19 protein-coding genes and 2 pseudogenes are annotated in these 19218 nt (G+C 59.5%); 10 read left to right on the forward strand and 11 right to left on the reverse strand.

Going from position 1 to position 19218, the window contains the following annotated elements; all coding sequences use genetic code 11:
* Positions 1-328: 328 nt before the first annotated feature.
* Positions 329-549 (forward strand): annotated as a pseudogene (locus tag FHX08_RS32145) (DNA polymerase ligase N-terminal domain-containing protein); the annotation flags it as partial.
* Between the two features lie 42 nt (positions 550-591).
* Here FHX08_RS32145 and FHX08_RS30720 read toward each other — a convergent pair.
* Positions 592-924 carry a helix-turn-helix domain-containing protein gene (locus FHX08_RS30720; protein WP_184328159.1) on the reverse strand — a complete coding sequence of 111 codons (333 nt, stop codon included), beginning with the start codon at positions 922-924 and terminating at the stop codon, positions 592-594.
* A 181-nt stretch (positions 925-1105) separates the two neighbouring features.
* Positions 1106-1258 (reverse strand): entericidin A/B family lipoprotein, encoded by a 153-nt coding sequence (locus FHX08_RS30725; RefSeq protein ID WP_132658142.1) that lies wholly within the window; start codon positions 1256-1258, stop codon positions 1106-1108.
* Positions 1259-1385: 127 nt separating this feature from the next.
* Between FHX08_RS30725 and FHX08_RS31800 the strand changes: the two are divergent.
* Positions 1386-1475, forward strand: a pseudogene (locus tag FHX08_RS31800) (AbrB/MazE/SpoVT family DNA-binding domain-containing protein); the annotation flags it as partial.
* A gap of 99 nt (positions 1476-1574) precedes the next feature.
* Here the strand turns inward: FHX08_RS31800 and FHX08_RS30730 are convergent.
* Positions 1575-1865, reverse strand: coding sequence for a hypothetical protein (locus FHX08_RS30730; protein ID WP_132658143.1), 291 nt, complete (start codon positions 1863-1865; stop codon positions 1575-1577).
* Between the two features lie 332 nt (positions 1866-2197).
* On the opposite strand from FHX08_RS30730, the gene FHX08_RS30735 reads away from it, so the two are divergent.
* The gene (locus tag FHX08_RS30735) at positions 2198-2491 is read left to right on the forward strand and encodes a hypothetical protein (RefSeq protein ID WP_132658145.1); all 294 of its coding nucleotides are present in this window, start codon (positions 2198-2200) and stop codon (positions 2489-2491) included.
* A gap of 269 nt (positions 2492-2760) precedes the next feature.
* The gene (locus FHX08_RS30740; protein ID WP_132658147.1) at positions 2761-2973 is read left to right on the forward strand and encodes a hypothetical protein; all 213 of its coding nucleotides are present in this window, start codon (positions 2761-2763) and stop codon (positions 2971-2973) included.
* A gap of 250 nt (positions 2974-3223) precedes the next feature.
* Here FHX08_RS30740 and FHX08_RS30745 read toward each other — a convergent pair whose 3' ends face one another.
* The 5 genes from FHX08_RS30745 to FHX08_RS30765 form a co-directional block, all read right to left on the reverse strand.
* Positions 3224-3703, reverse strand: a complete 480-nt coding sequence (locus FHX08_RS30745; RefSeq protein WP_132658300.1) for a ProQ/FINO family protein — start codon at positions 3701-3703, stop codon at positions 3224-3226.
* Between the two features lie 344 nt (positions 3704-4047).
* Complete coding sequence (locus tag FHX08_RS30750; protein WP_409527430.1) at positions 4048-4386, reverse strand: hypothetical protein; 339 nt, start codon at positions 4384-4386, stop codon at positions 4048-4050.
* 259 nt (positions 4387-4645) lie between these two features.
* Positions 4646-5635 carry a DUF3618 domain-containing protein gene (locus FHX08_RS30755; RefSeq protein ID WP_132658148.1) on the reverse strand — a complete coding sequence of 330 codons (990 nt, stop codon included), beginning with the start codon at positions 5633-5635 and terminating at the stop codon, positions 4646-4648.
* Positions 5635-6051, reverse strand: a complete 417-nt coding sequence (locus FHX08_RS30760) for a phage holin family protein (RefSeq protein ID WP_132658150.1) — start codon at positions 6049-6051, stop codon at positions 5635-5637. Before FHX08_RS30760 ends, FHX08_RS30755 begins: the two co-directional genes overlap by 1 nt.
* Positions 6044-6583, reverse strand: coding sequence for a nutrient deprivation-induced protein (locus FHX08_RS30765; RefSeq protein ID WP_132658152.1), 540 nt, complete (start codon positions 6581-6583; stop codon positions 6044-6046). Before FHX08_RS30765 ends, FHX08_RS30760 begins: the two co-directional genes overlap by 8 nt.
* Before the next feature lie 482 nt (positions 6584-7065).
* On the opposite strand from FHX08_RS30765, the gene FHX08_RS30770 reads away from it, so the two are divergent.
* Positions 7066-7464: a DUF1236 domain-containing protein gene (locus FHX08_RS30770; RefSeq protein ID WP_132658304.1), complete on the forward strand. Its 399-nt coding sequence runs from the start codon at positions 7066-7068 to the stop codon at positions 7462-7464.
* Positions 7465-7528: 64 nt separating this feature from the next.
* Positions 7529-8164 (forward strand): BA14K family protein, encoded by a 636-nt coding sequence (locus tag FHX08_RS30775; RefSeq protein WP_184328160.1) that lies wholly within the window; start codon positions 7529-7531, stop codon positions 8162-8164.
* A 174-nt stretch (positions 8165-8338) separates the two neighbouring features.
* Here FHX08_RS30775 and FHX08_RS30780 read toward each other — a convergent pair whose 3' ends face one another.
* A complete protein-coding gene (locus tag FHX08_RS30780) occupies positions 8339-9427 on the reverse strand; it encodes a flavodoxin family protein (protein ID WP_184328161.1) in 1089 nt (362 codons plus the stop codon).
* 422 nt (positions 9428-9849) lie between these two features.
* Positions 9850-10290, reverse strand: a complete 441-nt coding sequence (locus FHX08_RS30785; protein WP_184328162.1) for a hypothetical protein — start codon at positions 10288-10290, stop codon at positions 9850-9852.
* A 693-nt stretch (positions 10291-10983) separates the two neighbouring features.
* Between FHX08_RS30785 and FHX08_RS30790 the strand changes: the two genes are divergently transcribed.
* Genes FHX08_RS30790 through FHX08_RS30805 form a run of 4 tightly spaced genes read left to right on the forward strand, consistent with a single transcriptional unit; the run spans position 10984 to position 16875 of the window.
* Positions 10984-14415: a response regulator gene (locus tag FHX08_RS30790; protein WP_184328163.1), complete on the forward strand. Its 3432-nt coding sequence runs from the start codon at positions 10984-10986 to the stop codon at positions 14413-14415.
* Positions 14412-15248, forward strand: coding sequence for a protein-glutamate O-methyltransferase CheR (locus FHX08_RS30795; protein ID WP_184328164.1), 837 nt, complete (start codon positions 14412-14414; stop codon positions 15246-15248). Before FHX08_RS30790 ends, FHX08_RS30795 begins: the two co-directional genes overlap by 4 nt.
* A complete protein-coding gene (locus tag FHX08_RS30800) occupies positions 15245-15811 on the forward strand; it encodes a chemotaxis protein CheB (protein ID WP_184328165.1) in 567 nt (188 codons plus the stop codon). The genes FHX08_RS30795 and FHX08_RS30800 overlap by 4 nt, the downstream gene beginning before the upstream one ends.
* An 8-nt stretch (positions 15812-15819) precedes the next feature.
* Positions 15820-16875, forward strand: coding sequence for a response regulator (locus FHX08_RS30805; RefSeq protein WP_184328166.1), 1056 nt, complete (start codon positions 15820-15822; stop codon positions 16873-16875).
* Positions 16876-16930: 55 nt separating this feature from the next.
* Here FHX08_RS30805 and FHX08_RS30810 read toward each other — a convergent pair whose 3' ends face one another.
* Entirely contained in the window at positions 16931-19114 is a 2184-nt protein-coding gene (locus tag FHX08_RS30810) for an ATP-binding protein (RefSeq protein ID WP_184328167.1), read from the reverse strand.
* Between the last annotated feature and the right edge of the window lie 104 nt (positions 19115-19218).

Consider the following 19218-nt stretch of genomic DNA (forward strand, 5'->3'; position numbering starts at 1 on the left):
AGCAACCTTCTTGCAGGGCCGCGGGAACATCTAGATCAGACCGAAGTTTGTTGAAAGGGCGCGGCGGCCATGTCTCCTCTCGACGTGTCACGAGAGATGTCGCGTCTCCTGCACGACGCCCTCGATCTTGGCGGATCGGGGGCGTTGCATGAAGGGTCGGCCCGGGAGCCCGGACAACGCCTTTCAATCGTCATCTTGTCGAGAAAACCGAGGCTGGCATGATGATCGATCGAAAGTCAGCGGTCGGTGTCCGTGACTACCGCCGACGCCTCGGCAGAGGACGTCACGTTTTGAGCTCAGCTTCGACCCAGCCATCGAAGTCCACTTTCTGCGGCTACTCGACAAGCTTTCCGCCCGACGAAGCAAACGGAATTTCCGCAATACGAGGGAACCTGATGGCGCCACCGCGGTCGGTCATCTGCGATTGGAACGCGACGACGGTATCTTCAAGTCATGGGCGCTCGCGAGGGGCCGTCTTCGGTCGGGTCGGCAAAAGACTGGCTGTGGAGGTAGAAGAGCCATCCTTTGGACTATGGCGACTTCGAAGGCGGAGGAGCACACGAGCGTGGCGGTGTCCGTACTGATCCGCGTCTAGCCGCCTGCGCCGGGCGGCGCGTCATTCGTCAGGTGTTCCTCGTATTGCACGGTCTGCGCCTCGTCGACGTCAACCGAGGCTCCGACCGGCGAAGCGAGCCGCACGCCAGGGCCGCCGGCGCCAGAATAGCTGCCGTCAATCAAACGGACGCCGGCCGCTTCAAGGGCGCCTACGACTGCCGCAACGTCATTCTTCATGTCTTCGGCAGGGACATCGCTCGCTTCCATCCGCTGCAGCATTGGAACCGAAATATTGGCCGCCGCGGCCAACTCCGCCTGGGTGAGATCTGCAAGTGCACGCGCCGCCGTGAGCTGTCTTCCGATAATCATGACGATCCTGAGTACGACGTTTCCCAACTGTCGATATGCATTGGGGCGTGAGCTAAAAGGGTCATGCCACATTCGATGCAACGGACGAGGAGCAATCCGTGGGGTGAATTATGATGTTTCACCAAAGCCACCGCAGGGCGCCCGTCGGCATCACCAGCCGGCGGGCTTGCTGATTGGGGTTTTACTTCGCTGCGTTGGCAACGCGATGGCCTGCATTTTGGGTGGCATTGACGGTGTTTGCCGTATCCTGGCCCATGCCGCGGATCGTATTGCCGCATGATGAAAGGGTGAGCGTCAAGAGGAAGGTTACTGCGATTGCGGAAGCGATCTTCATTGGAAGTCCCCGGTTGATCGAACGAGGCCATAACACTTTAAAGACTTCACAGTTCCAATGAATCGATGCAAGCGCGATGGGCCCATCGAAGCCCTCGCCCCGGCCTGCGCCGCAGGGGGGACCAATTATCGGACGGGACGCTGGCAAGGTGAAAAAGTCCCTGACGATCGAGGAAATGAATGAAATTGCTGCCGAAGGCTGGAGCCACGAGGCGTGAAAAATCGCCGTTGATACCAATCGTCTTGCGAGCTTTAGGAGATCAGCAGGACTCTGCGGCAGGTCGGCGACGCCCGCCTGACCGATCGAACGGGCTGCCTCACCCAAGGTCCGCCCGGTTTTCATGCAGCGGCCAGTAGCGGTCGGACATATAATCGGCCGGCAAGGGCGACAGCTGCGACAAAGCCTGGACTGCAAATTCAATCTGCAGCTTGAAGAACTTCAGCGATGGCGGGATGGCGTGACCCGTTACCCTTTGGCGTGATTCATAGCGTTCGATGCCTGCCTGCCGCAAACGCCGCTGCCCCTCTCCGCGAAGTTTTAAGACCGCGTCGCTCGCACAATCTTGCGCGGCCGGACAATGAAGCCCACCCTCAATGACCCTGAACAAATCGCACGCCCTCATCGTTTCACCCGGATTTCTCACTTCGCGCCTTTCGCGATTCGCTTCAAGACGAGCGGCTAAGCCTGACGAAAAACGCCGCCAGTGTGACAAAGCCATGACATTAGGGAGAGGGAGGCTGCGGAACCAACCGGCGCAGGCGCTGCCCGAAGGTCGATCCGCGCGAATATCGGGATGTTGGACGTGCCTGTGTCGCTGTGATCGCCGAGGACGGTCGAGAGAGCCGTAGCTTTTCGAGAACCATTGTGGATAGAGGATGCATCTGGAACAAGAAGAGCCCACGACGATTTTCCTCCTGCCAACCAAAAAGGAAAACCGTCATGCGCAGGCTCGTCGCATTAACGTTGATTGTTCTGGCCGGCTTCGGCACCGCCCCCGGCTTTTGCCAGTCTTTTGGGGACATGGACTCCAGCGGTCGTTTCGGGGGTATGCCGCCTGGGACCGATCGCTACCGTCAGGACTACGACCAAGGGGGCATCTCGATCCCGCTCGACCCCGTCGAAACCGGAAGCGTTACAGCGATCCACCGCACCGAGCGCTCATGCCCGCGACCTGACACGCGTGAGTGGCGCGCACAAATGCGCAATGGCACCTTGAGAGCGGAGTGCCGTTAAGCGAGCAGGGGGTTACCTGCGGTCGGACGCGAAGGTCCTTGATTTCAGGACGGAGCCGCAGCTATCTGCGCGCGCCTGACGGAACTCCGACCTTGCGAGGCGCCGTCGCTGACGGTCGAAAATCGGAATCTCGTAATCTCCCCGTCGGTCCCTTTAGCTCTTCGACACGCCAGTTTCAGGCGCTTTCGTCGAAGCATATCTCCGTTACGCAATCGCGGAACAATCAAGAGCCTGCACCATTACGCCGCCAGTGCACAATGGAGCTTGCAATGACTGAAACGACGACAACGGAGCGCAAACGCACAATGCGGGGCCGTCCCTATTCCCTGGAAGAGTTCGAACGAAAATATAAGCTTGATCGTGAAAGCGCCAAGAACATCTACGAGCGCTTCGGACCGTCCTCGGTCGAACTCGACCTGTTGATGGCGGCCAAGAAGCGAACGCCTTCCATTCACGCGATCACGGAAGATCTAGGTTTCTGAAGAGGCGCCTGCGATTTAGATCTAGCGCGCGAGGAGGAGCGGAAGTGCTTGTTGGAAACGCCTGACCGGTTGCCACATCGTCGTGAGTGCCGACTGCGGCGCAAGGCAAACCGACATCTTTTGGACACGAACGAGAGGGTTCGGTTCAATATCCACTCGCCGGGCGGCGACTGTTGCGCCACTCTTCCGTCGAGCTGGATTCGGTGAACCTTTGACATTGCCAGCAACGACCCTTCGCGCTGAAAGACGCTCATGTTGCCGCCGCCGAACGCCGCTTGAGAAGCGCGGCCCGTATCAGTTCATTCTTGGTCGGTTCGCGCGCGCCTTCCGGCCGTTCAGGCACTGTGGCTGGCGGCGCGTCCGCGGTGAGCGACTGTTTCATCTCCAGAAAACGTCGTTGCGCTTCCAGCCGGTCCTTATCGGAAACCGGCTCAACCGGCGCGCCGGCCAAATCGTGGCGCATGGCGCCTGGCTGGGCGCTCGCAAAGTAATACCGTTTCAGCCTCACATAAACTGCGGTCGCGCGCCTCAACTTTGTCAGCCCGACTTCGGGCTTGAGAAGCGGGCGCATCTCATTGAAGATTCCCAGCGCGAAAGGACGGATTGGGTCGCCTGGCTGGCGCGGCAAGACGTCGATCGGATGCACGAGCAGCGCGTTGATCGCGCCGGCCTTTTGAACATCGCGTTGCGTCGCCCTGACCGGTCCCCGGCTTTCTGTCCAAAGATCCATCATTTTCCCCTCCGAAGATTGCATGAACCGTCCGACTGTCACATGATCATGACGATCGAGTGAATGACCTTGGCTATCTGCTACGAAGATCGACCGTCATGGCTGAAGCCACGAGCCGACCCTGGAAATGGAATAATATTCCGGCGGCGGACGGCCGATCAAGCTGCGGGGCGAGATTGCTACTCGCATAGCCATGATGGCGGCGGCATCGGTTTCGGCAAGTCCGCTCACGACAGGCATATGCTCGAACTACCGCCGCCGGTTCAATGCGGAACGACACCCACCAGGCGATTCGGCATCCGGCCAGCATTTTGCGGTTAGGGTGTCAGCGACGGCAATCGCTCTCAGAAGTTCATCTGAGGAGCGTAAAAGCAGCGCACCACGTCTTCGTTGGGAAAGAGGCATAGGTGATAGAAGCCGTCCATCGACATCATTGCTTTCGATTGCGGAACGGAGAACAGGTGCCCGTGCGTTGCCAGCCGATGATCTCCTGGCTTGAGCGCAATTTCATAGTTGGCACCGTCGATCTTGACATCCTGCGACGGGATTGGCTGGCAATCGCCAGATTCGCCGTCGCCGTTGCAACAGAAAGCAGCATACTGGAAACCAGACGGCGCTTGGTGTGCGTAGGCAACGCCGGCGAGGCCCGCCAGGATGACCGCATAGACTATTCGCTCCATCATTGCCTCCAGTAAGATCGCCTACGCAACCATGCCGCGATGGCCGCCCTTCCAACCGTCACTGACCGGCAAGGTTCCCCTCGCGAATCGATTTTCCGGCGACGGGCGTCACGCGCAGACTCTGTGCTTCCGCCTTGCCGGCCGAAGCGCCCAAAGGCAATTGCGAACCCATGGGGACGTCAAGCACCCGCAATGAGGAGCGCCACCTGCTCCCGTGACAGTCGATCACGAGAGCGTGCTTTTGCTGCATCCGAGACGACGCCTAGCCGGCAGCGTCTCTGTTCTTCAGGGCATCAATTTCTTTATCGATGCGCTCCTTGGCGGCATCGTGCACGTCGGCTGTCACCGATACGGCCTTGTCCAGCATGTCGGAGGCAACATCCATGCTCTGATTCACGACGTCGCCAGCCCTTGAGGCAGCGTTCGCCTTGACAGCGTCCGAGGCTTCGCCGAGCAGCTCGTCTTCGTGCTGTGAATGCGGCAGTGCGGCTCCGATCGCCGCACCAACCGCAAAAGCAAGAGCACCGCCGACAAGCGGCTGATCACGGAAATGAGACAGGATTGCGTTGTTCAGCCGGCTTGACTGTTCTTTCAGAACCGTTCCCGTTGACGATGCGGTGTTGGATACAGAGCCTGCAACTTGACCGACCGTCTCCGCTGCGCCGCCGACCGTTCCTTTGACGCTGCTCCAGGTATCGGAAGCCCAGCCCAACGACGCATCCAGAACGGAGCCCGCCTCATCCCGAATGGCAGAAATTCGCTCGCCGGCAGCATCCGAAAAGCCGCGATAGGCTTTGCCGCTTGCGTCGAGGAAATCGCCGGCTCGCCGACCCGTCTCGTCGGTAAGGGCCTTGAACCGTTCGCCGGACTCATCGGTGAAATGGCTGTAGCGAACACCGCCGATCTCCTCGGGCGGTCCGATGCGCTTGATCGTCCCGCGGGCAGGATAAAGCGGCCTGACCTCGCTGTCGTCGGCGCCTGGCGTCCGCGTCGATGTGCCCTGCTTGGCAACGAGCCATGCCAAGCTGACGCCCATCAGTGCGACAGGCAATGGATTGGCTTTGACCGCCTTTCCAAGATTGGTGAGATAATCCGCACCGCCGCTGCCTTTGGCGTATGCAATGACCTCATCCACAAGCTGTCCGGGCGACATGCGCTCCTGGATCGCATCGATGCGTGCTCCGATCCTTTCGCGATCCCTGTCGATTTCGCGCTGCAGCTCGGCTGAGGATTTTTCGGAAGAATGCGCCATTACACTTTCTCCTTCACGATATCAGTATCGCGCCGAAGCGACGCTGCTGTGCGATCAAGCGTCAGCTGCGTGTCTCGCACCGCGGAAATGCCTCTCGAGACGAGAAGCCAGGCAATCACACCAATAACGAGCCCGACGATCACGGCCGCGAGCGCGCTCGCAGTGGGCTCACTCATACCGTTTCGAGCAAGGACAGCTGAAAGCCCGCTGACCAGAGCGCTAAGAAGCACGCCCACAGCGCCGATAGCGAGCACGATCCCGATTACCAGGGTCTCGATCCCACCCAAGGCCCTATTGAGTTTTTCTGAGGCCTCGGTCTTTGCAAGGTCGATTTCCTTCCGCAGCAATCCCGTTACGTCGGAAAGAAGCCCTCCGATCAATTCTGATAAAGGTGTATTTTCGTTGGGTTTAGCCATTGTTGCTTCTCCCGGGTTGTCCGGACGCCGTGGGCGTCTTCGAACGTTTGGCCGATGCGGTCAAAAATCGACTTGCCACAAGACCCGCCAAAGCTGCGGCCCCCAGGAAGGCCACAGGTTCCCTTCGGCCGAAATCTTCGGCCATGCCGGCAATCTCGCCGAGATCGCGCCCTTGCATATTGCTTGCGATCGCTTGGACGTCGCGACCGATCCGCTTGGCTAGACGCCCGACATCGCGTTGATCACCGCTTTCCAGCTCATTGCCGACTTTTTCAAGCGCAGCGGCGACGCCCTCGATCTGGCGTGCAGCGAAGTTTTTCTGTTCGACGGCGGTCTCCTGGACCTTGTCGATAACCGTCGCAGTGGTTTCTCCAACGGCATCGCTGGCCTGCGTCAAATCTTCGGAAACCTTCGCTTTGAGATCGCTGAACTTTGGCGCCGACTGGTCTGAACCTGGTCCGTCATTCCCTCGCGAGGTCCTGGCTTGCACGTTCAATGGATCCTGTGCGGATTTGGAGATGTCTTCCGGCATGGTCTTCCTCGCATTTTCTGGCTGTTCGGATGCCTACCAACCTCGATCGGATCGGATTGTTCCGGCAGGTTAACGCTTCTTGGCAAACCAGCTCTCGAAGCGTACCGCCTGTTGGCTCAAATGGGCGTCGAAGGCTCATCGCCGATGATAGCTGCCGCAACCGCTATCATGGCGCGCCGGCACCATCTGTGATGATGGGCGAACTCAAACCCTTCCTGCCAACTGGCGCCGGCTTCAAGCCTGGCGCGGGGGGCGCGAACAGGGCTTGCACGCATGGAAGGTGGACCTATCGCGCGACGGCCGCCGTCAGTGTTGCTCGGACAACAATCTCCGCGTGGCCCACCCAGCAGCTTGGTCGTTGGTTCGCCCGGCCCGCCTGCAAGATAGCTACCACGGACCAAAGTCCTATTCCCGGAACCGACTGCGCGATCGCTCGTTCTTGGCCTGCGGTCCCATGGCCGCATCAGTCAAAGGAGGATATGATGTTTCACAAGATCATGATCGGCGCGGCTGTCTCCGCGACACTTATGTCGGGCGCGGCTTTTGCTCAGTCGTCGACGGTCAACGGAGCTGCAGGCGGCGCCATTACCGGCGCGATCGTCGGCGGTCCGGTCGGTGCAGCTGTCGGCGGCGTAACCGGCGCGATCGTCGGCACGGCAATCGATCCGCCGCCGCAGAAGGTCGTTACCTATGTCCAGCAGGCCCCGGCGCCCGCGACCCCCGTCGTCGTCAGGGAGAAGGTCGTGGTTGGCCAGCCGCTTCCCGAAACGGTGGTCGTGACGCCGGTTCCGGAGAACCCGAAATATTCCTATGCGATCGTGAACGACGAGCGCGTCATCGTCGAGCCGTCGTCCCGCAAGGTTATTCAGGTCATCAACTGACCTTGCCCCTGGGACGCGGCACGCTGCCGCGTCCGTCTCTTTCCAAATAAGCAGGATTTTGATCATGAAGGCCATCGCTTCACTGGCGTTTGGTATCGCGAGTTCCATTGGCCTGTGCGTTGCCGCCGGCTCGGTCGCCTCAGTCGTGCTGGCCGATCCCGGGCCTCACACGTTCGAAAGCCTCTCGCGACCGGATATCTGGACGACGAAACCGGTGCGGGTAGACGTCGCCAGCCAACATTACGAACGCATTCCAGCTGTCTATTCCAGCTATGTCACCGACGCGCCGAAACTGGCGGTTGCCTCGCGGGCCGAGGCGCCTGCCCCGCACGAACCGGAGGCAACACCGATAGCGACGATGTCGCCAGAGCACGTGGACTGGTGCTCCAACCATTATCGGTCTTTCGATCCCGCTACCAACAGCTATCGAGCTTACAGCGGGCAGACAAAAACATGCACCTCGCCGTATTCGGCTCCTCTGAGGACGGCCGGAGCGAGTCCGCAACAGCACGAATCCGGACCCGCCGACAGCGCCGCCAAAGCGTGGTGCGCGGCCCGCTACCAGTCCTATCGGGCAGAGGATAACAGTTACCAGCCCTTCGATGGCCCGCGCAGAGCCTGTGTTGCGCCAACGCGCCAGGTTGTTGCCTCGGCCACCGGTTCAGGCCCGCGAGCCGAGAACACGTTCGTGTCGAACTGAGCGTCATGACGGAGGTTTCCGACCCACCAAAGCTGCCGCCGGACACAATCGGTATAAATGCCATCAATGAAAGGCCTTTGACAGCGGATGGATATAGAGCGGCTGTGACCGACATCGGGATCGCCGGGGGACAGGCTGATTTTTCCGTCGGTAACGCGGATCTCCGCCTACGTTCTACTTTTGACGTGGCTGGGTAAGGGTTGAGCGGGCGGTGAGCTGTTGTCCGTGTTTTGCGGCGAACATTGCCTCGAGAAGGGTTCTTGCGGCGTTGCGGACCTCCTCTTTCATTCCTTCGTCTTTGTCGAAGGATTCATGGCTCGTCGCATAGGGCTCCCAGTAGCCGATATAGCGGTCGATCTCTGCGAGAGGCCCGGCCGAAACGAGCCCCATCGATTGCAACCAATCGGAAATGCCCCGTCGTACGCTCTCGGCACCTTCGGTATCGCCGTGCACGATCACAGAAAACAAGCGCCCCTTCAAATGACGAGGGTAATCCCACCCGCGCATCTCGATCTCCTTTGCTTCCTTCGCATGCTTGCCGTGGGTGCTGGTTGGATCGGGGTTGCCGCCGTCCGCGCAGACGAGCCGGTCGATCATCAGCTTTAATGGTGATGAGGTCTGGTACCAGTTTACGGGCGTCACGATCATGACGCCATGGGCTGCCACCCACATTGGATAGATCTCGTTCATCCAGTCGTGAATCTGCCCGAGGGAGTAGTTCGGATAACAGGAGCAAGGCCAGTGACAGAGGGCTGCAGACGTCGAAAAACAGGACTTGCACGGGTGGATCTGCCGCCCGTATTCGGAGGCTACTCTGCTTAAGTCCAGCGATTCCGTTTCCACATGAGCTTCCATGAAGATCTGTTGCGCCATCTCCACCATCCGGAAACTTTTCGAAACCTCGCCAGGACAGGTATGTTCGCTGCGCGACGACCCATTGATCAATAGAACGCGCCTTGGCGCCCCAGCATCATCGTGACGAGCCTGCGCTCGTCCGATAGCCCTCCACGTCCGGATCCAGTCGACTGAAAGATCGTAGTGGGGATCGGCAAATCCCGCTCCGGCTTTTTGTGTCTTTGGGCTTTTTCGCGAGTTCGCATAGGCATCCCACGCAGCATCTGCAATCTTTCGCAATTCCTCGGAAAGCGGCGTGAAGGAAGGATCGCGAAATTGATTGAGGAAGCGATGCTTGAATTCCTCCTCGTCTATCCGTGGGCTCGGGCTGCCTTTTCGGGGCTCAAGATCGTGTGTGGTGGCTGGCATGGAGGCTCCGTCGAGATCGTTTTCACTCAACGTTTCGAATGCGCCCCGTGTTCCTAAACCCATCGGCAGAGGGGAAGTGGCGTGAGCGAGGAAAAGCGATAGACAAGGAGCCTTGCGTTATCTCCTGCGATGTCCATGCCAGCCGATCTCTATGTCGAAAAAGGGGATCAGGGCCTGAATTTTGCTTCACCAAGAAGCGCCCCGCTGACGTCGTGTCACCGCGTCGAGGCTCTCGGCTTTCGAGGAAGGCCCTGTCGGCGTTGCCGATGCTCCTGGACGCGCGGCCGACCTGCGGCCTTGCGCTGTGGCTGCCGGCAGAACACGGCTTTTTGACCAGGACCATCGACTTGTAGACGATGATCCTTTGATTAGCACCGGCTCTGGCTTGGCAGGTTTCTGACACAGCGTTCTCGGCGAGCGAGCTAGTTGAGAGAGCGACGGATCACGCCAAGATAGGCCTCGGCGAGCTGGACGCGCTCCCAAGCAACACTGTCCAAGGTGCGTTCCAGACGAAGAGCGGCCCCCTTCGCCATGGACGGCTCTGGGCGCCACCGGGGCGAACCCGGCCTTATTCGGATGCGAGGGCCAAGGCCTGGCCGGTATTGGGCAAGCGAGACACCCGCTTTGATCAGCAGGTTTCTGACATCGGGCCGCCGTTCTGCGGCGATGACGATGGAGAACGCACCGATCAGGAACCCCTTGGGAACCGGTAGTTCGATCTCGTCGATAATGTCACTGCCGATATCGTTCGCCTTGACGAAAAGGAGGAATTCATCGACGCACTCCTGAGCTCTGTCCAGGCTCGCCGAATCAGGATACTCTCCCGGCATAAACCCGAAACGGCTCTCGATGATCACGCGCATGGACAACTCCTTTGCGCGATTAACGCAATTGGCGTTCTTTTGTTCGAAAGCGCCAAGGAGGCTGGTCAGCCACGTGCTGCGGCGTTTTCAATCCGCCGCATCCCACTCCTCTTGACGGCCGGCCGAGACGGAACATTGGTTTGGCTAGCGAGTTCTAGGTCGATGGAACAGGACAACCTCAAAAGAACGGTCCCGCAGTTTTCACGTCATCCCGAGGCGGCGCGCCAGCTGCATCGGCTTGCGGCCTTCTCCATTCCGCAGGATCTCGATGACAGATTTGGCGGACTGCTCGCCAGACTTGATCGGGCTGAGCATGACAGCTGTTCATTGGCTGACGACATGATGTCGGCCAACCCGGGTTGCGCATGAAGCGACACACGCTCAGATTCGGAAGCTCCTGAGACTTCGGCCAGTTTCGTCGGCGCCCCTTAAAAGTCGGGGCAGGATCCTGCAGGCTTGTATGCACACGACCAGCGCTCGCACTTTCGTGCCGCCGATCGGTTTACTGCTCACTCTCCTGACGAAGCGCCACTGTGATAAAGAAGGCGCGCAGCGCAAAATTGTTCAGATTGGGTCTACCACTTTCGGGATTGCCTCCCAAATTGTGACGGTCAAGCGAGATGGCGCGTCGATCGACAGCGTTATCTCATGTCCCGATTTATCCCGCCGTCAATGCCCACGAGAACAGTCACGATGCAATCCCAACCGTCCGGTATTTCCACACGAATGCTGGGACTTGATCCGCCTATCGCCCTTGGACTTGTCGGCGCATTCCTTTTTTTCCTGGTCAGCGGGTTCATGGCCTATTTCAATCTCCAGGCCCTGGAAGAGGGCAACGCGAGAATAGTCCAGACCCACGTCGCGATCGTCGCGCTCGATGAACTGCTCTCGCAACTTCAGGACGCCGAGACAGGGCAGCGCGGTTTCCTGCTAACGAACGACGAAAGCTATCTCGCTCCTTACAATACCGCGCTTCGTGCGATCAGGCCGCAGTTGGACAAAATCAGGGGCCTCACCAGCGGTAATCCCGGCCAGAGCGAAAGGTTGACGACGCTTCAGCAACATGTCGAAGCCAAGCTGGGAGAGCTCGCCAGATCGATCGATCTACGCCGCAACGCCGGCCTCGAAGCGGCACTCGCCATCGTCAACTCCGATAGCGGCAAGATCGAGATGGATGCAATCCGTGCGCAAGTCGCCGCTATGACGGCAAGCGAGGGAGAAACCAGAATCCAGCGGCTTAGCGAAATGAATGGCGCCCAACGCACGGCGCTCGTCAGCACGCTACTCTCCGGGGCTCTCGGGCTCCTGCTCACGATGACGATCGGCTATCTGGTGCGCAGGGCCACGCTTGCCCGACGCCGGGACGAGTGGCTCCAGTCGGGCCAGGTCGGACTGGCGAGCGCCATGATGGGGGATCAAACTCTGGAGCAGCTCGGCAACAGCATCCTGGACTTTCTGGCCGCTTACGCTGGCGCTGTCGCAGGCGCCATTTTTACCAGTGATGGCTATAATTACCGACGGGCCGCCGTTTACGGAGTTCGCGACAATGGGAGCATCCCGATCGAGTTTAGGCCAAGAGAAGGCCTGCTCGGGCAGGCAGCTGCGCAAGACAGGTCGATAGTGATCGATGAGGTGCCGGACGGCTATCTCGCCTTCGGTTCGGCGTTCGGTGCGGACAAGCCGAGACATCTGGTCATTCTACCCGGTAGCGTCGACGGCGCCGTCAACTCGGTGATCGAACTCGGTTTCCTGCGCCCCGTCGACGAGAGGGTGATCGTTCTTCTGGAGCGGGCATCGGAAGCCGTTGCCGTCGCCGTTCGATCGGCGACCTATCGCAGCGAACTCCAGAACCTGCTGGAAGAGACCCAGCGACAATCCGAGGAATTGCAGACCCAGAGCGAGGAACTCAGGGTCTCGAATGAAGAATTGGAGGAACAGAGCCGGGCTTTGAAGGAGTCCCAGGCACGCCTCGAGCAGCAGCAGGTCGAGCTCGAACAGACCAATACACAGCTCGAAGAACAAGCCCAGCAACTGGAAAAGCAGCGTGACGATCTCGAGCAGGCCAATGCCGCCGTCAGCCTCAAGGCGCGGGAACTGGAGCAGGCAAGCCAGTACAAGTCGGATTTCCTCGCCAACATGTCGCACGAGCTGCGTACCCCGCTCAATTCGTCGCTCATCCTTGCCAAGCTTCTCGCAGACAATCCGGAAGACAACCTCACCGAAGAGCAGGTCAAATATGCAAAGACCATCCAGTCCTCCGGCAATGACCTGTTGAATCTCATCAACGACATTCTCGATCTTTCGAAGATCGAAGCCGGTCACGTGGAGATTCGGCCCGAAATGATGACGGTCGAGCGCTTGGCGAGCAATCTTCGCCAGGTTTTCCATCCGCTGACGGCCCATAAGAAACTGGACTTTGCCATCGAGATCGCGCCGGACTGCCCTGCGGTCATCGAAACGGATCCGCAGCGGCTTGAACAGGTGCTGAAGAACCTCCTGTCGAACGCCGTCAAGTTCACCGATGCCGGCCTGATCACGCTGTCGATCCGCAGCGCCGATGCCGGACATGTCGCCTTCTCCGTGAGCGATACCGGCATTGGCATAGCGAGCGAACAGCAGCGCCACGTCTTCGATGCCTTCCACCAGGCCGATAGCACCATCAGCCGCAAGTATGGTGGCACTGGCCTCGGTCTCTCGATCTGCCGGCAGCTTGTGCGCCTGCTGGGCGGCACCATCGGTCTTGCGAGCCAGCCGGGGCAGGGCAGTACCTTTACCGTCACCATCCCCCAAGCCTACGACCCGGCAAAGATCGTGCCGGAGGACCTGAAGCCCGGCGCACTCGTCGTGCCACCGGTCGCAATGCCGGAGCAAATCCGTGTTTCGGCGCCGGGCCCCGTGCACAAGATCGCGGACGATCGTGCTGCACTGACCGACGCAAAGCGCGTCCTGCTGATCATCGAAGATGACGAGATGTTCGCCTCGATCGTGCGCGATCTGTCACGTGAGATGGGCTTTCATGCGCTGATCGCGGGAACGGCTGATGAGGCGTTGCGATTGGCCAAGGAGTTCATGCCGAATGCGATCATCCTCGATGTCGGCCTGCCTGACCAGTCAGGGCTTTCGGTCCTCGATCGCCTCAAGCACGACGTCAAGACCCGTCACATTCCTATTCATATCGTATCGGCAGGCGATCATGCGGAAACTGCCTATTCGCTTGGCGCCGTCGGGTATGCCGTCAAACCGGTCAATCGCGACGAACTCGTTGATGTCCTCCAAAAGCTGGACGCAAGGCTTTCTCAGCGCGTCAATCGGGTTCTGATCGTAGAGGACGATTCGGTACAGCGCGACGCGGTTGCTAAACTGCTGGGGACGCAGGACGTCGAGACGGTCACCGCGAGCACGGCGGCAGAGTGCCTTGAACGTCTGCGACAAGAGACCTTTGACTGCATGGTCCTCGATCTCTCGCTGCCGGATGCATCCGGCTACTCGCTTCTCGAGACGTTGAGCCAGGAGAGCGCCTACGCCTTTCCCCCAGTGATCGTCTATACCGGCAGGGAATTGTCGGCGGACGACGAGCAAAAGCTGCGCCGTTACTCCAAATCGATCATCATCAAGGGGGCAAAGTCTCCCGAGCGCCTTCTCGACGAGGTGAGCCTCTTCCTGCATCAGGTGATTTCGGAACTCCCGGCCGAGCAGCAGAAGATGATCCGCAGGGCGCAACATCGCGACGCGCTTCTCGAAGGGCGCCGTATTCTCGTCGTCGAGGATGACGTGCGCAATGTCTACGCGCTTACCAATATCCTTGAGCCGCGGGGCGCAATCATCGAGATTGCCCGCAATGGCCGGGAGGCGCTGGATGCCCTGGAGAAAGCGATGATCGACCCGCGGTTCGCGATCGACCTGGTGTTGATGGATGTGATGATGCCCGTCATGGACGGCCTGACGGCCACGCGTCAAATTCGCAAGAACCCCGAATGGAGGAAGCTACCGATCATCACACTGACCGCCAAGGCCATGCCGGATGACCAGCAGCGCTGCATCGAGGCTGGTGCCAACGACTACATGGCAAAGCCCCTCGACGTCGAGAAGCTTCTGTCGCTCGTTCGGGTCTGGATTCCGAAATGACGGACGGGCCTTCGGAAAAAAGCGAGGACATCGAGATCCGGCTCCTTCTGGAAGCTTTGTTCCTCAAATACCACTACGACTTTCGCAATTATGCGATGGCATCGATCAAGCGTCGCCTCAAGCAAGCGCGCCTGCAAATGGGCTTTGCATCCTTCTCGGCGCTGCAGGAGGGTCTTTTGCACGACCCCTCGCTGCTGCCACGACTGTTGAGCTTCCTGACCGTCCAGGTCAGTGAAATGTTCCGCGACCCGAGCTACTTCAAAGCTATCCGCGAGACGGTCGTGCCGCACCTGCGGACCTATCCGTCGCTGAAGATCTGGGTCGCCGGCTGCAGCAGCGGCGAAGAACTCTATTCCCTGGTCATCCTTTTTCGGGAGGAGGGGCTCGAAGCGCGCACCCTCTTTTATGCAACAGACATCAACCAGGAAGCCCTGGGCGCTGCGGAAGCCGGTGTATACGCTTTGGACCGGGTGCGGCTGTTTACCGAAAACCATCGGAAATCCGGCGGCAAGTCTTCGCTCTCCGACTATTATCAGGCGGCTTATGGCAGGGTGCTATTCGACAAGACGCTGCGGCGAAACGTTGTCTTTTCGGACCACAGCCTCGTCACGGATGCCGTCTTTGCGGAAATGCATTTGATTTCCTGCCGCAACGTGCTGATCTATTTTGACCGAGCGCTGCAGGATCGCGCGCTGGGGCTATTCAAGGATTCGCTCGCCCGAAAAGGATTTCTCGGACTGGGTGCCAAGGAGAGCCTGCGGTTCTCGCGCCATGCCGGAGCCTTCAGCGACTTCGTGCGCGAGGAGAGGATCTATCAGAGGCGGGTCGGATGATGGCGATCGAACCCGAAGCCGTCGTGATCGGTGCATCGGCGGGCGCGCTTGAGGCCCTGTCGGTCATTCTTCCCGCCCTGCCCAGGAACTTCCGGCTGCCGATCCTCGTGGTGGTCCATGTGCCGCCGGACAAACGCAGCGTCTTAGCTGAGGTGTTCCGGGCCAAGTGCCAGCTTCACGTGGAAGAGGCTGAAGACAAGGCGCCGCTTGCTGCGGGGACGATCTATTTCGCGCCGCCGGACTATCATCTGCTCGTCGAGCTCGATAAAAGCGTTTCACTCTCCAGCGACGAGCCCGTCCTTTTTTCCCGCCCGTCGATCGACGTGCTGTTTGAAAGTGCCGCCGACGCATATGGGCCAGCCTTGATCGCGATCGTACTCACCGGTGCCAATCATGATGGTGCCAAAGGTTTGCAGGCCGTCGCTGAGGCCGATGGGATAACGCTTGTTCAAGACCCGGGCACGGCCTTCGCACCCACGATGCCCGAAGCGGCCATTCAAATGTGTCCGAGCGCTCGTATCATGTCACTCGAGGCGCTTGCAAAATATCTAAACGAGGTTTGAGGCAAATCATGGGGCCTGTTCCCTTTCTTCTGGTCGACGATCTGGAAGAAAATCTTCTCTCCCTGGAGGCACTGCTGCGGCGGGATGACCTCCTTCTTTTGAAAGCCCGCTCCGGTGACGAAGCACTCGAGCTTCTGCTGCAGAACGATGTCGCCTTGGCGCTTGTCGACGTGCAGATGCCAGGTCTTGATGGCTTCGAGCTGGCGGAACTGATGCGCGGCAATGAGCGCACGCGGCGCATCCCGATCATCTTCGTCACAGCCGGAACGTCTGACGGCCAACGGCGCTTCCGTGGCTACGAAGCTGGCGCCGTTGATTTCATCCAGAAGCCGATCGAGCCGGATATCCTGCGCAGCAAGGTCGAGGTATTCTTCGAACTTTACCGCCAAAGGCAACAGCTCGAGGCGCAGAGGGATGAACTCACGGCGCAGGCCGCAGCGCTCAAGCAGGCGGCCGAACACAAGGACGTCCTGCTTCGTGAGATCAATCACCGCATCAAGAACCTCTTCAGCATGACCGCTGGGCTGATCTCATTGAGCGCGCGGCCCGCCCGCACTGTTGCCGAGCTGGAAACCGACCTCAGAGCGCGCATGCACGCACTGGCGCGCGCCCATGAACTGATACTGCCCAATCTGGCAAGCGGCATTGACGAAACCGGCGCGGCAACGACAGTACAGGCCCTCATCCGCGCGATCGTCGCGCCTCACGAACATGAGCAAGGCCCCGAAATCGCTGTCACCGGCTCCGATGCGCCGATCATGGGCAATGCACTCACCTCGCTTGCGCTTCTTCTTCATGAACTCACCACGAACGCCGCCAAATACGGCGCTCTGTCCGCGCCCGATGGCAGTCTGGCGATCGCCACGTCAAGGGTTGGCGACACGTTCCGCATAACGTGGGACGAGCGGGGCTCTCCGCCATTGGACGCCTCCAACCGTGAAGGATTCGGAACCACGCTCGAAAAGGCGGCCTTGCGCGGCCTTAACGGCTTGATCGAAAAGAACTGGACGAGTGAAGGGCTCTCTCTGTCGCTGGAAATGCCTGCGGCCAACCTTGCGACCTAGCCTGTTTGTGAGGGCAGGACCGAGAGTAGGGGGCATCGCAATCGCCGCGGCCGCTTCAGTGATCGAGAACATCGCGCACACGTGCGGCGAGCTCTTCAAAAGAGAATGGCTTTGTGAGCAAATTCACGCCCTTATCGAGACGGCCGTGATGAACGATGGCATTGCGGGAATATCCTGTCGTAAATAGCGCTTTGATCGTCGGGATCATTTCTCGCGCCTTGACGACGACTTCCGCGCCACTCATGCCGCCGGGCAATACGACATCCGAGAAGATCAAATCGACCTTGCCGTGGCTCAACAGCGTCTGTAACGCCGCCGGACCATCCTTGGCCTCGAGAACATGATAGCCAAGTTCTCGCAATGACTCGACCGAATAGGAGCGAACATCCGGATCGTCCTCGACGACGAGGACAACCTCGCCTGCTGCCGCCTCCGGCAACGCTTGGGCTTCCGTGCCCTCCTCGTCAGCCCTCTCCACTGACAATCGCGGCAGATACATTTTGACCGTGGTGCCTTCGCCCACCTCGGAATAGATCTTCACATGCCCACTTGATTGCTTCACGAATCCGTAGACCTGGCTGAGACCCAACCCCGTGCCCTTGCCCTGGTCCTTGGTCGTGAAAAATGGCTCGAAGACATGGGACAGCGTTTCGGAATCCATCCCCGTCCCGGTGTCGGAAACGCTGATGGCGATATACTGGCCCGGTAGCACTTCGGCATGCATCGAAGCGTAGGCTTCATCGAGATGCGCGTTGAAGGTCTCGATCGTGAGCTTGCCGCCATCCTGCATCGCATCGCGGGCGTTAATGGCAAGGTTGAGCAGCGCGCTTTCCAGTTCGTTCGGATCCGCCTCCGTTTTCCAGAGCCCCGCCGCAAGCACGACCTCGATCTGGAAAATCTCTCCGAGGGTGCGATGCAGTATTTCGGACATGCCGCGGATGAGGCTGTTTGCATCGATAGGCTTTGGATCGAGCGGTTGCCGGCGAGCGAAAGCCAGTAGCCTTTGGGTCAGAGCGGCGGCTCGTCTTGCCCCAGTCATTGCCTGGGAGGCGGCGCGCCTGAACCGGCCCGACTCCTCCGGGAGGTTTCGTAACAGAGTGTCGAGATTGCCGACGATGATCTGGAGGAGATTGTTGAAATCGTGCGCGACCCCACCCGTCAATTGACCGATTGCTTCCATCTTCTGCGCCTGCCGCAAAGCCTCTGCGTTGCGCGTAAGCTCGTCCGTCTTCTGCTTCACCATATTTTCGAGGTTGGTGTTGAGGTCCTTAAGCGCTGCTTCCGCGCGCCGTCGCTCCTGCAGCTCGCGCTGAGCGGCTTCGAAAAGACGTGCGTTATCCATCGCAACGGCAGCTTCGCCCGCAAGACCGGCAAGCCCGCTTTCCGAGGATTCATCGAACACGCCAACATCCGAATGCCCGAAGAAGAGGCCACCAATCACTTCACCCGTTCGCGAAATTACAGGGACCGCGAGATAGCTTCGAACAGGAAGATGTCCTTCCGGCATGCCGTGGTGCGGCGCGTTTTTGCCGTAGCGAGCGTCCTTTGTGATGTCATCGGATCGAACGACTCCCTCGCCCAGGAACGTCGGGGCGAAAACCTCGGTGTTGCGGGGCATCGGAAATTTGGAAAATGCCTCGCGGGCAACGCCTGAGAGTGTGTACAGCAAATAACTCTCGCCCGCCGAATTGACGAGGTTGTAAAAGAAGGCGCCAAACTGAGCACCGGTGAGCTCGACGCCGGCGTCCGTTACCAACTGGACGACTTTCTCAAGATCATTTTCGCGGGCAAGAGCGGCGCCGGCGCGATTTAGAATTTCGAGCGCACGGGTGCGCTCCCGCAACGCAATTTCCGTTTCCCGCTGCTCGGTGCGGTCACGGAGGATCTTAACGAAACCGATGATGTGCCCGTCGTCATTCAGGATCGGCGTTGTCTCACCGACGGCCCATATCCGCCCGCCGTCCTTCTGCAACCTCCATCCTTCGCCGCTCCCCTTTCCCTTCGACCTGGCATCGGCAAGCTCGGTCGCAAGAAGCGCCGCTGCGCCGTCCTCGGGCGGGAATATCGCGACAAGGGTCTGCCCAAGCATTTCCGTCTGCGACCATCCGAGAAGTCTTTCGGCTCCCTTACTCCAGCCGGTAATAATTCCCTCGAGGTCGAGCATGATGATGCCGGTGTCGACCGCGCTATCGAGGATTTGCTGGAGACGTTCGGCTGGAAAATCGCTGACGGAATGCATGAATTGCCTGCTCATTGGGATACCGGCCGACGTTAGCATAATCGCCGGGAAGAAAAAGATGGCCGCGCGTCCGATATCCCGACCGATTGTCGGAGGCTCGATCT

This window comes from Rhizobium sp. BK529 (genome assembly GCF_014194105.1).
Classification (GTDB): Bacteria; Pseudomonadota; Alphaproteobacteria; order Rhizobiales; family Rhizobiaceae; genus Rhizobium.

What these genes read in the sequence shown, in the direction of transcription:
- FHX08_RS30775 (WP_184328160.1), top strand. Translation starts at nt 7,529, where the DNA reads ATGAAGGCCATCGCTTCACTGGCGTTTGGTATCGCGAGTTCCATTGGC.
- FHX08_RS30790 (WP_184328163.1), top strand. Translation starts at nt 10,984, where the DNA reads ATGCAATCCCAACCGTCCGGTATTTCCACACGAATGCTGGGACTTGAT.
- FHX08_RS30785 (WP_184328162.1), bottom strand. Translation starts at nt 10,290, where the DNA reads ATGCGCGTGATCATCGAGAGCCGTTTCGGGTTTATGCCGGGAGAGTAT.
- FHX08_RS30800 (WP_184328165.1), top strand. Translation starts at nt 15,245, where the DNA reads ATGATGGCGATCGAACCCGAAGCCGTCGTGATCGGTGCATCGGCGGGC.
- FHX08_RS30805 (WP_184328166.1), top strand. Translation starts at nt 15,820, where the DNA reads ATGGGGCCTGTTCCCTTTCTTCTGGTCGACGATCTGGAAGAAAATCTT.
- FHX08_RS30735 (WP_132658145.1), top strand. Translation starts at nt 2,198, where the DNA reads ATGCGCAGGCTCGTCGCATTAACGTTGATTGTTCTGGCCGGCTTCGGC.
- FHX08_RS30725 (WP_132658142.1), bottom strand. Translation starts at nt 1,258, where the DNA reads ATGAAGATCGCTTCCGCAATCGCAGTAACCTTCCTCTTGACGCTCACC.
- FHX08_RS30795 (WP_184328164.1), top strand. Translation starts at nt 14,412, where the DNA reads ATGACGGACGGGCCTTCGGAAAAAAGCGAGGACATCGAGATCCGGCTC.
- FHX08_RS30720 (WP_184328159.1), bottom strand. Translation starts at nt 924, where the DNA reads ATGATTATCGGAAGACAGCTCACGGCGGCGCGTGCACTTGCAGATCTC.
- FHX08_RS30780 (WP_184328161.1), bottom strand. Translation starts at nt 9,427, where the DNA reads ATGCCAGCCACCACACACGATCTTGAGCCCCGAAAAGGCAGCCCGAGC.
- FHX08_RS30745 (WP_132658300.1), bottom strand. Translation starts at nt 3,703, where the DNA reads ATGGATCTTTGGACAGAAAGCCGGGGACCGGTCAGGGCGACGCAACGC.
- FHX08_RS30770 (WP_132658304.1), top strand. Translation starts at nt 7,066, where the DNA reads ATGTTTCACAAGATCATGATCGGCGCGGCTGTCTCCGCGACACTTATG.
- FHX08_RS30765 (WP_132658152.1), bottom strand. Translation starts at nt 6,583, where the DNA reads ATGCCGGAAGACATCTCCAAATCCGCACAGGATCCATTGAACGTGCAA.
- FHX08_RS30755 (WP_132658148.1), bottom strand. Translation starts at nt 5,635, where the DNA reads ATGGCGCATTCTTCCGAAAAATCCTCAGCCGAGCTGCAGCGCGAAATC.
- FHX08_RS30810 (WP_184328167.1), bottom strand. Translation starts at nt 19,114, where the DNA reads ATGCATTCCGTCAGCGATTTTCCAGCCGAACGTCTCCAGCAAATCCTC.
- FHX08_RS30740 (WP_132658147.1), top strand. Translation starts at nt 2,761, where the DNA reads ATGACTGAAACGACGACAACGGAGCGCAAACGCACAATGCGGGGCCGT.
- FHX08_RS30750 (WP_409527430.1), bottom strand. Translation starts at nt 4,386, where the DNA reads ATGATGGAGCGAATAGTCTATGCGGTCATCCTGGCGGGCCTCGCCGGC.
- FHX08_RS30760 (WP_132658150.1), bottom strand. Translation starts at nt 6,051, where the DNA reads ATGGCTAAACCCAACGAAAATACACCTTTATCAGAATTGATCGGAGGG.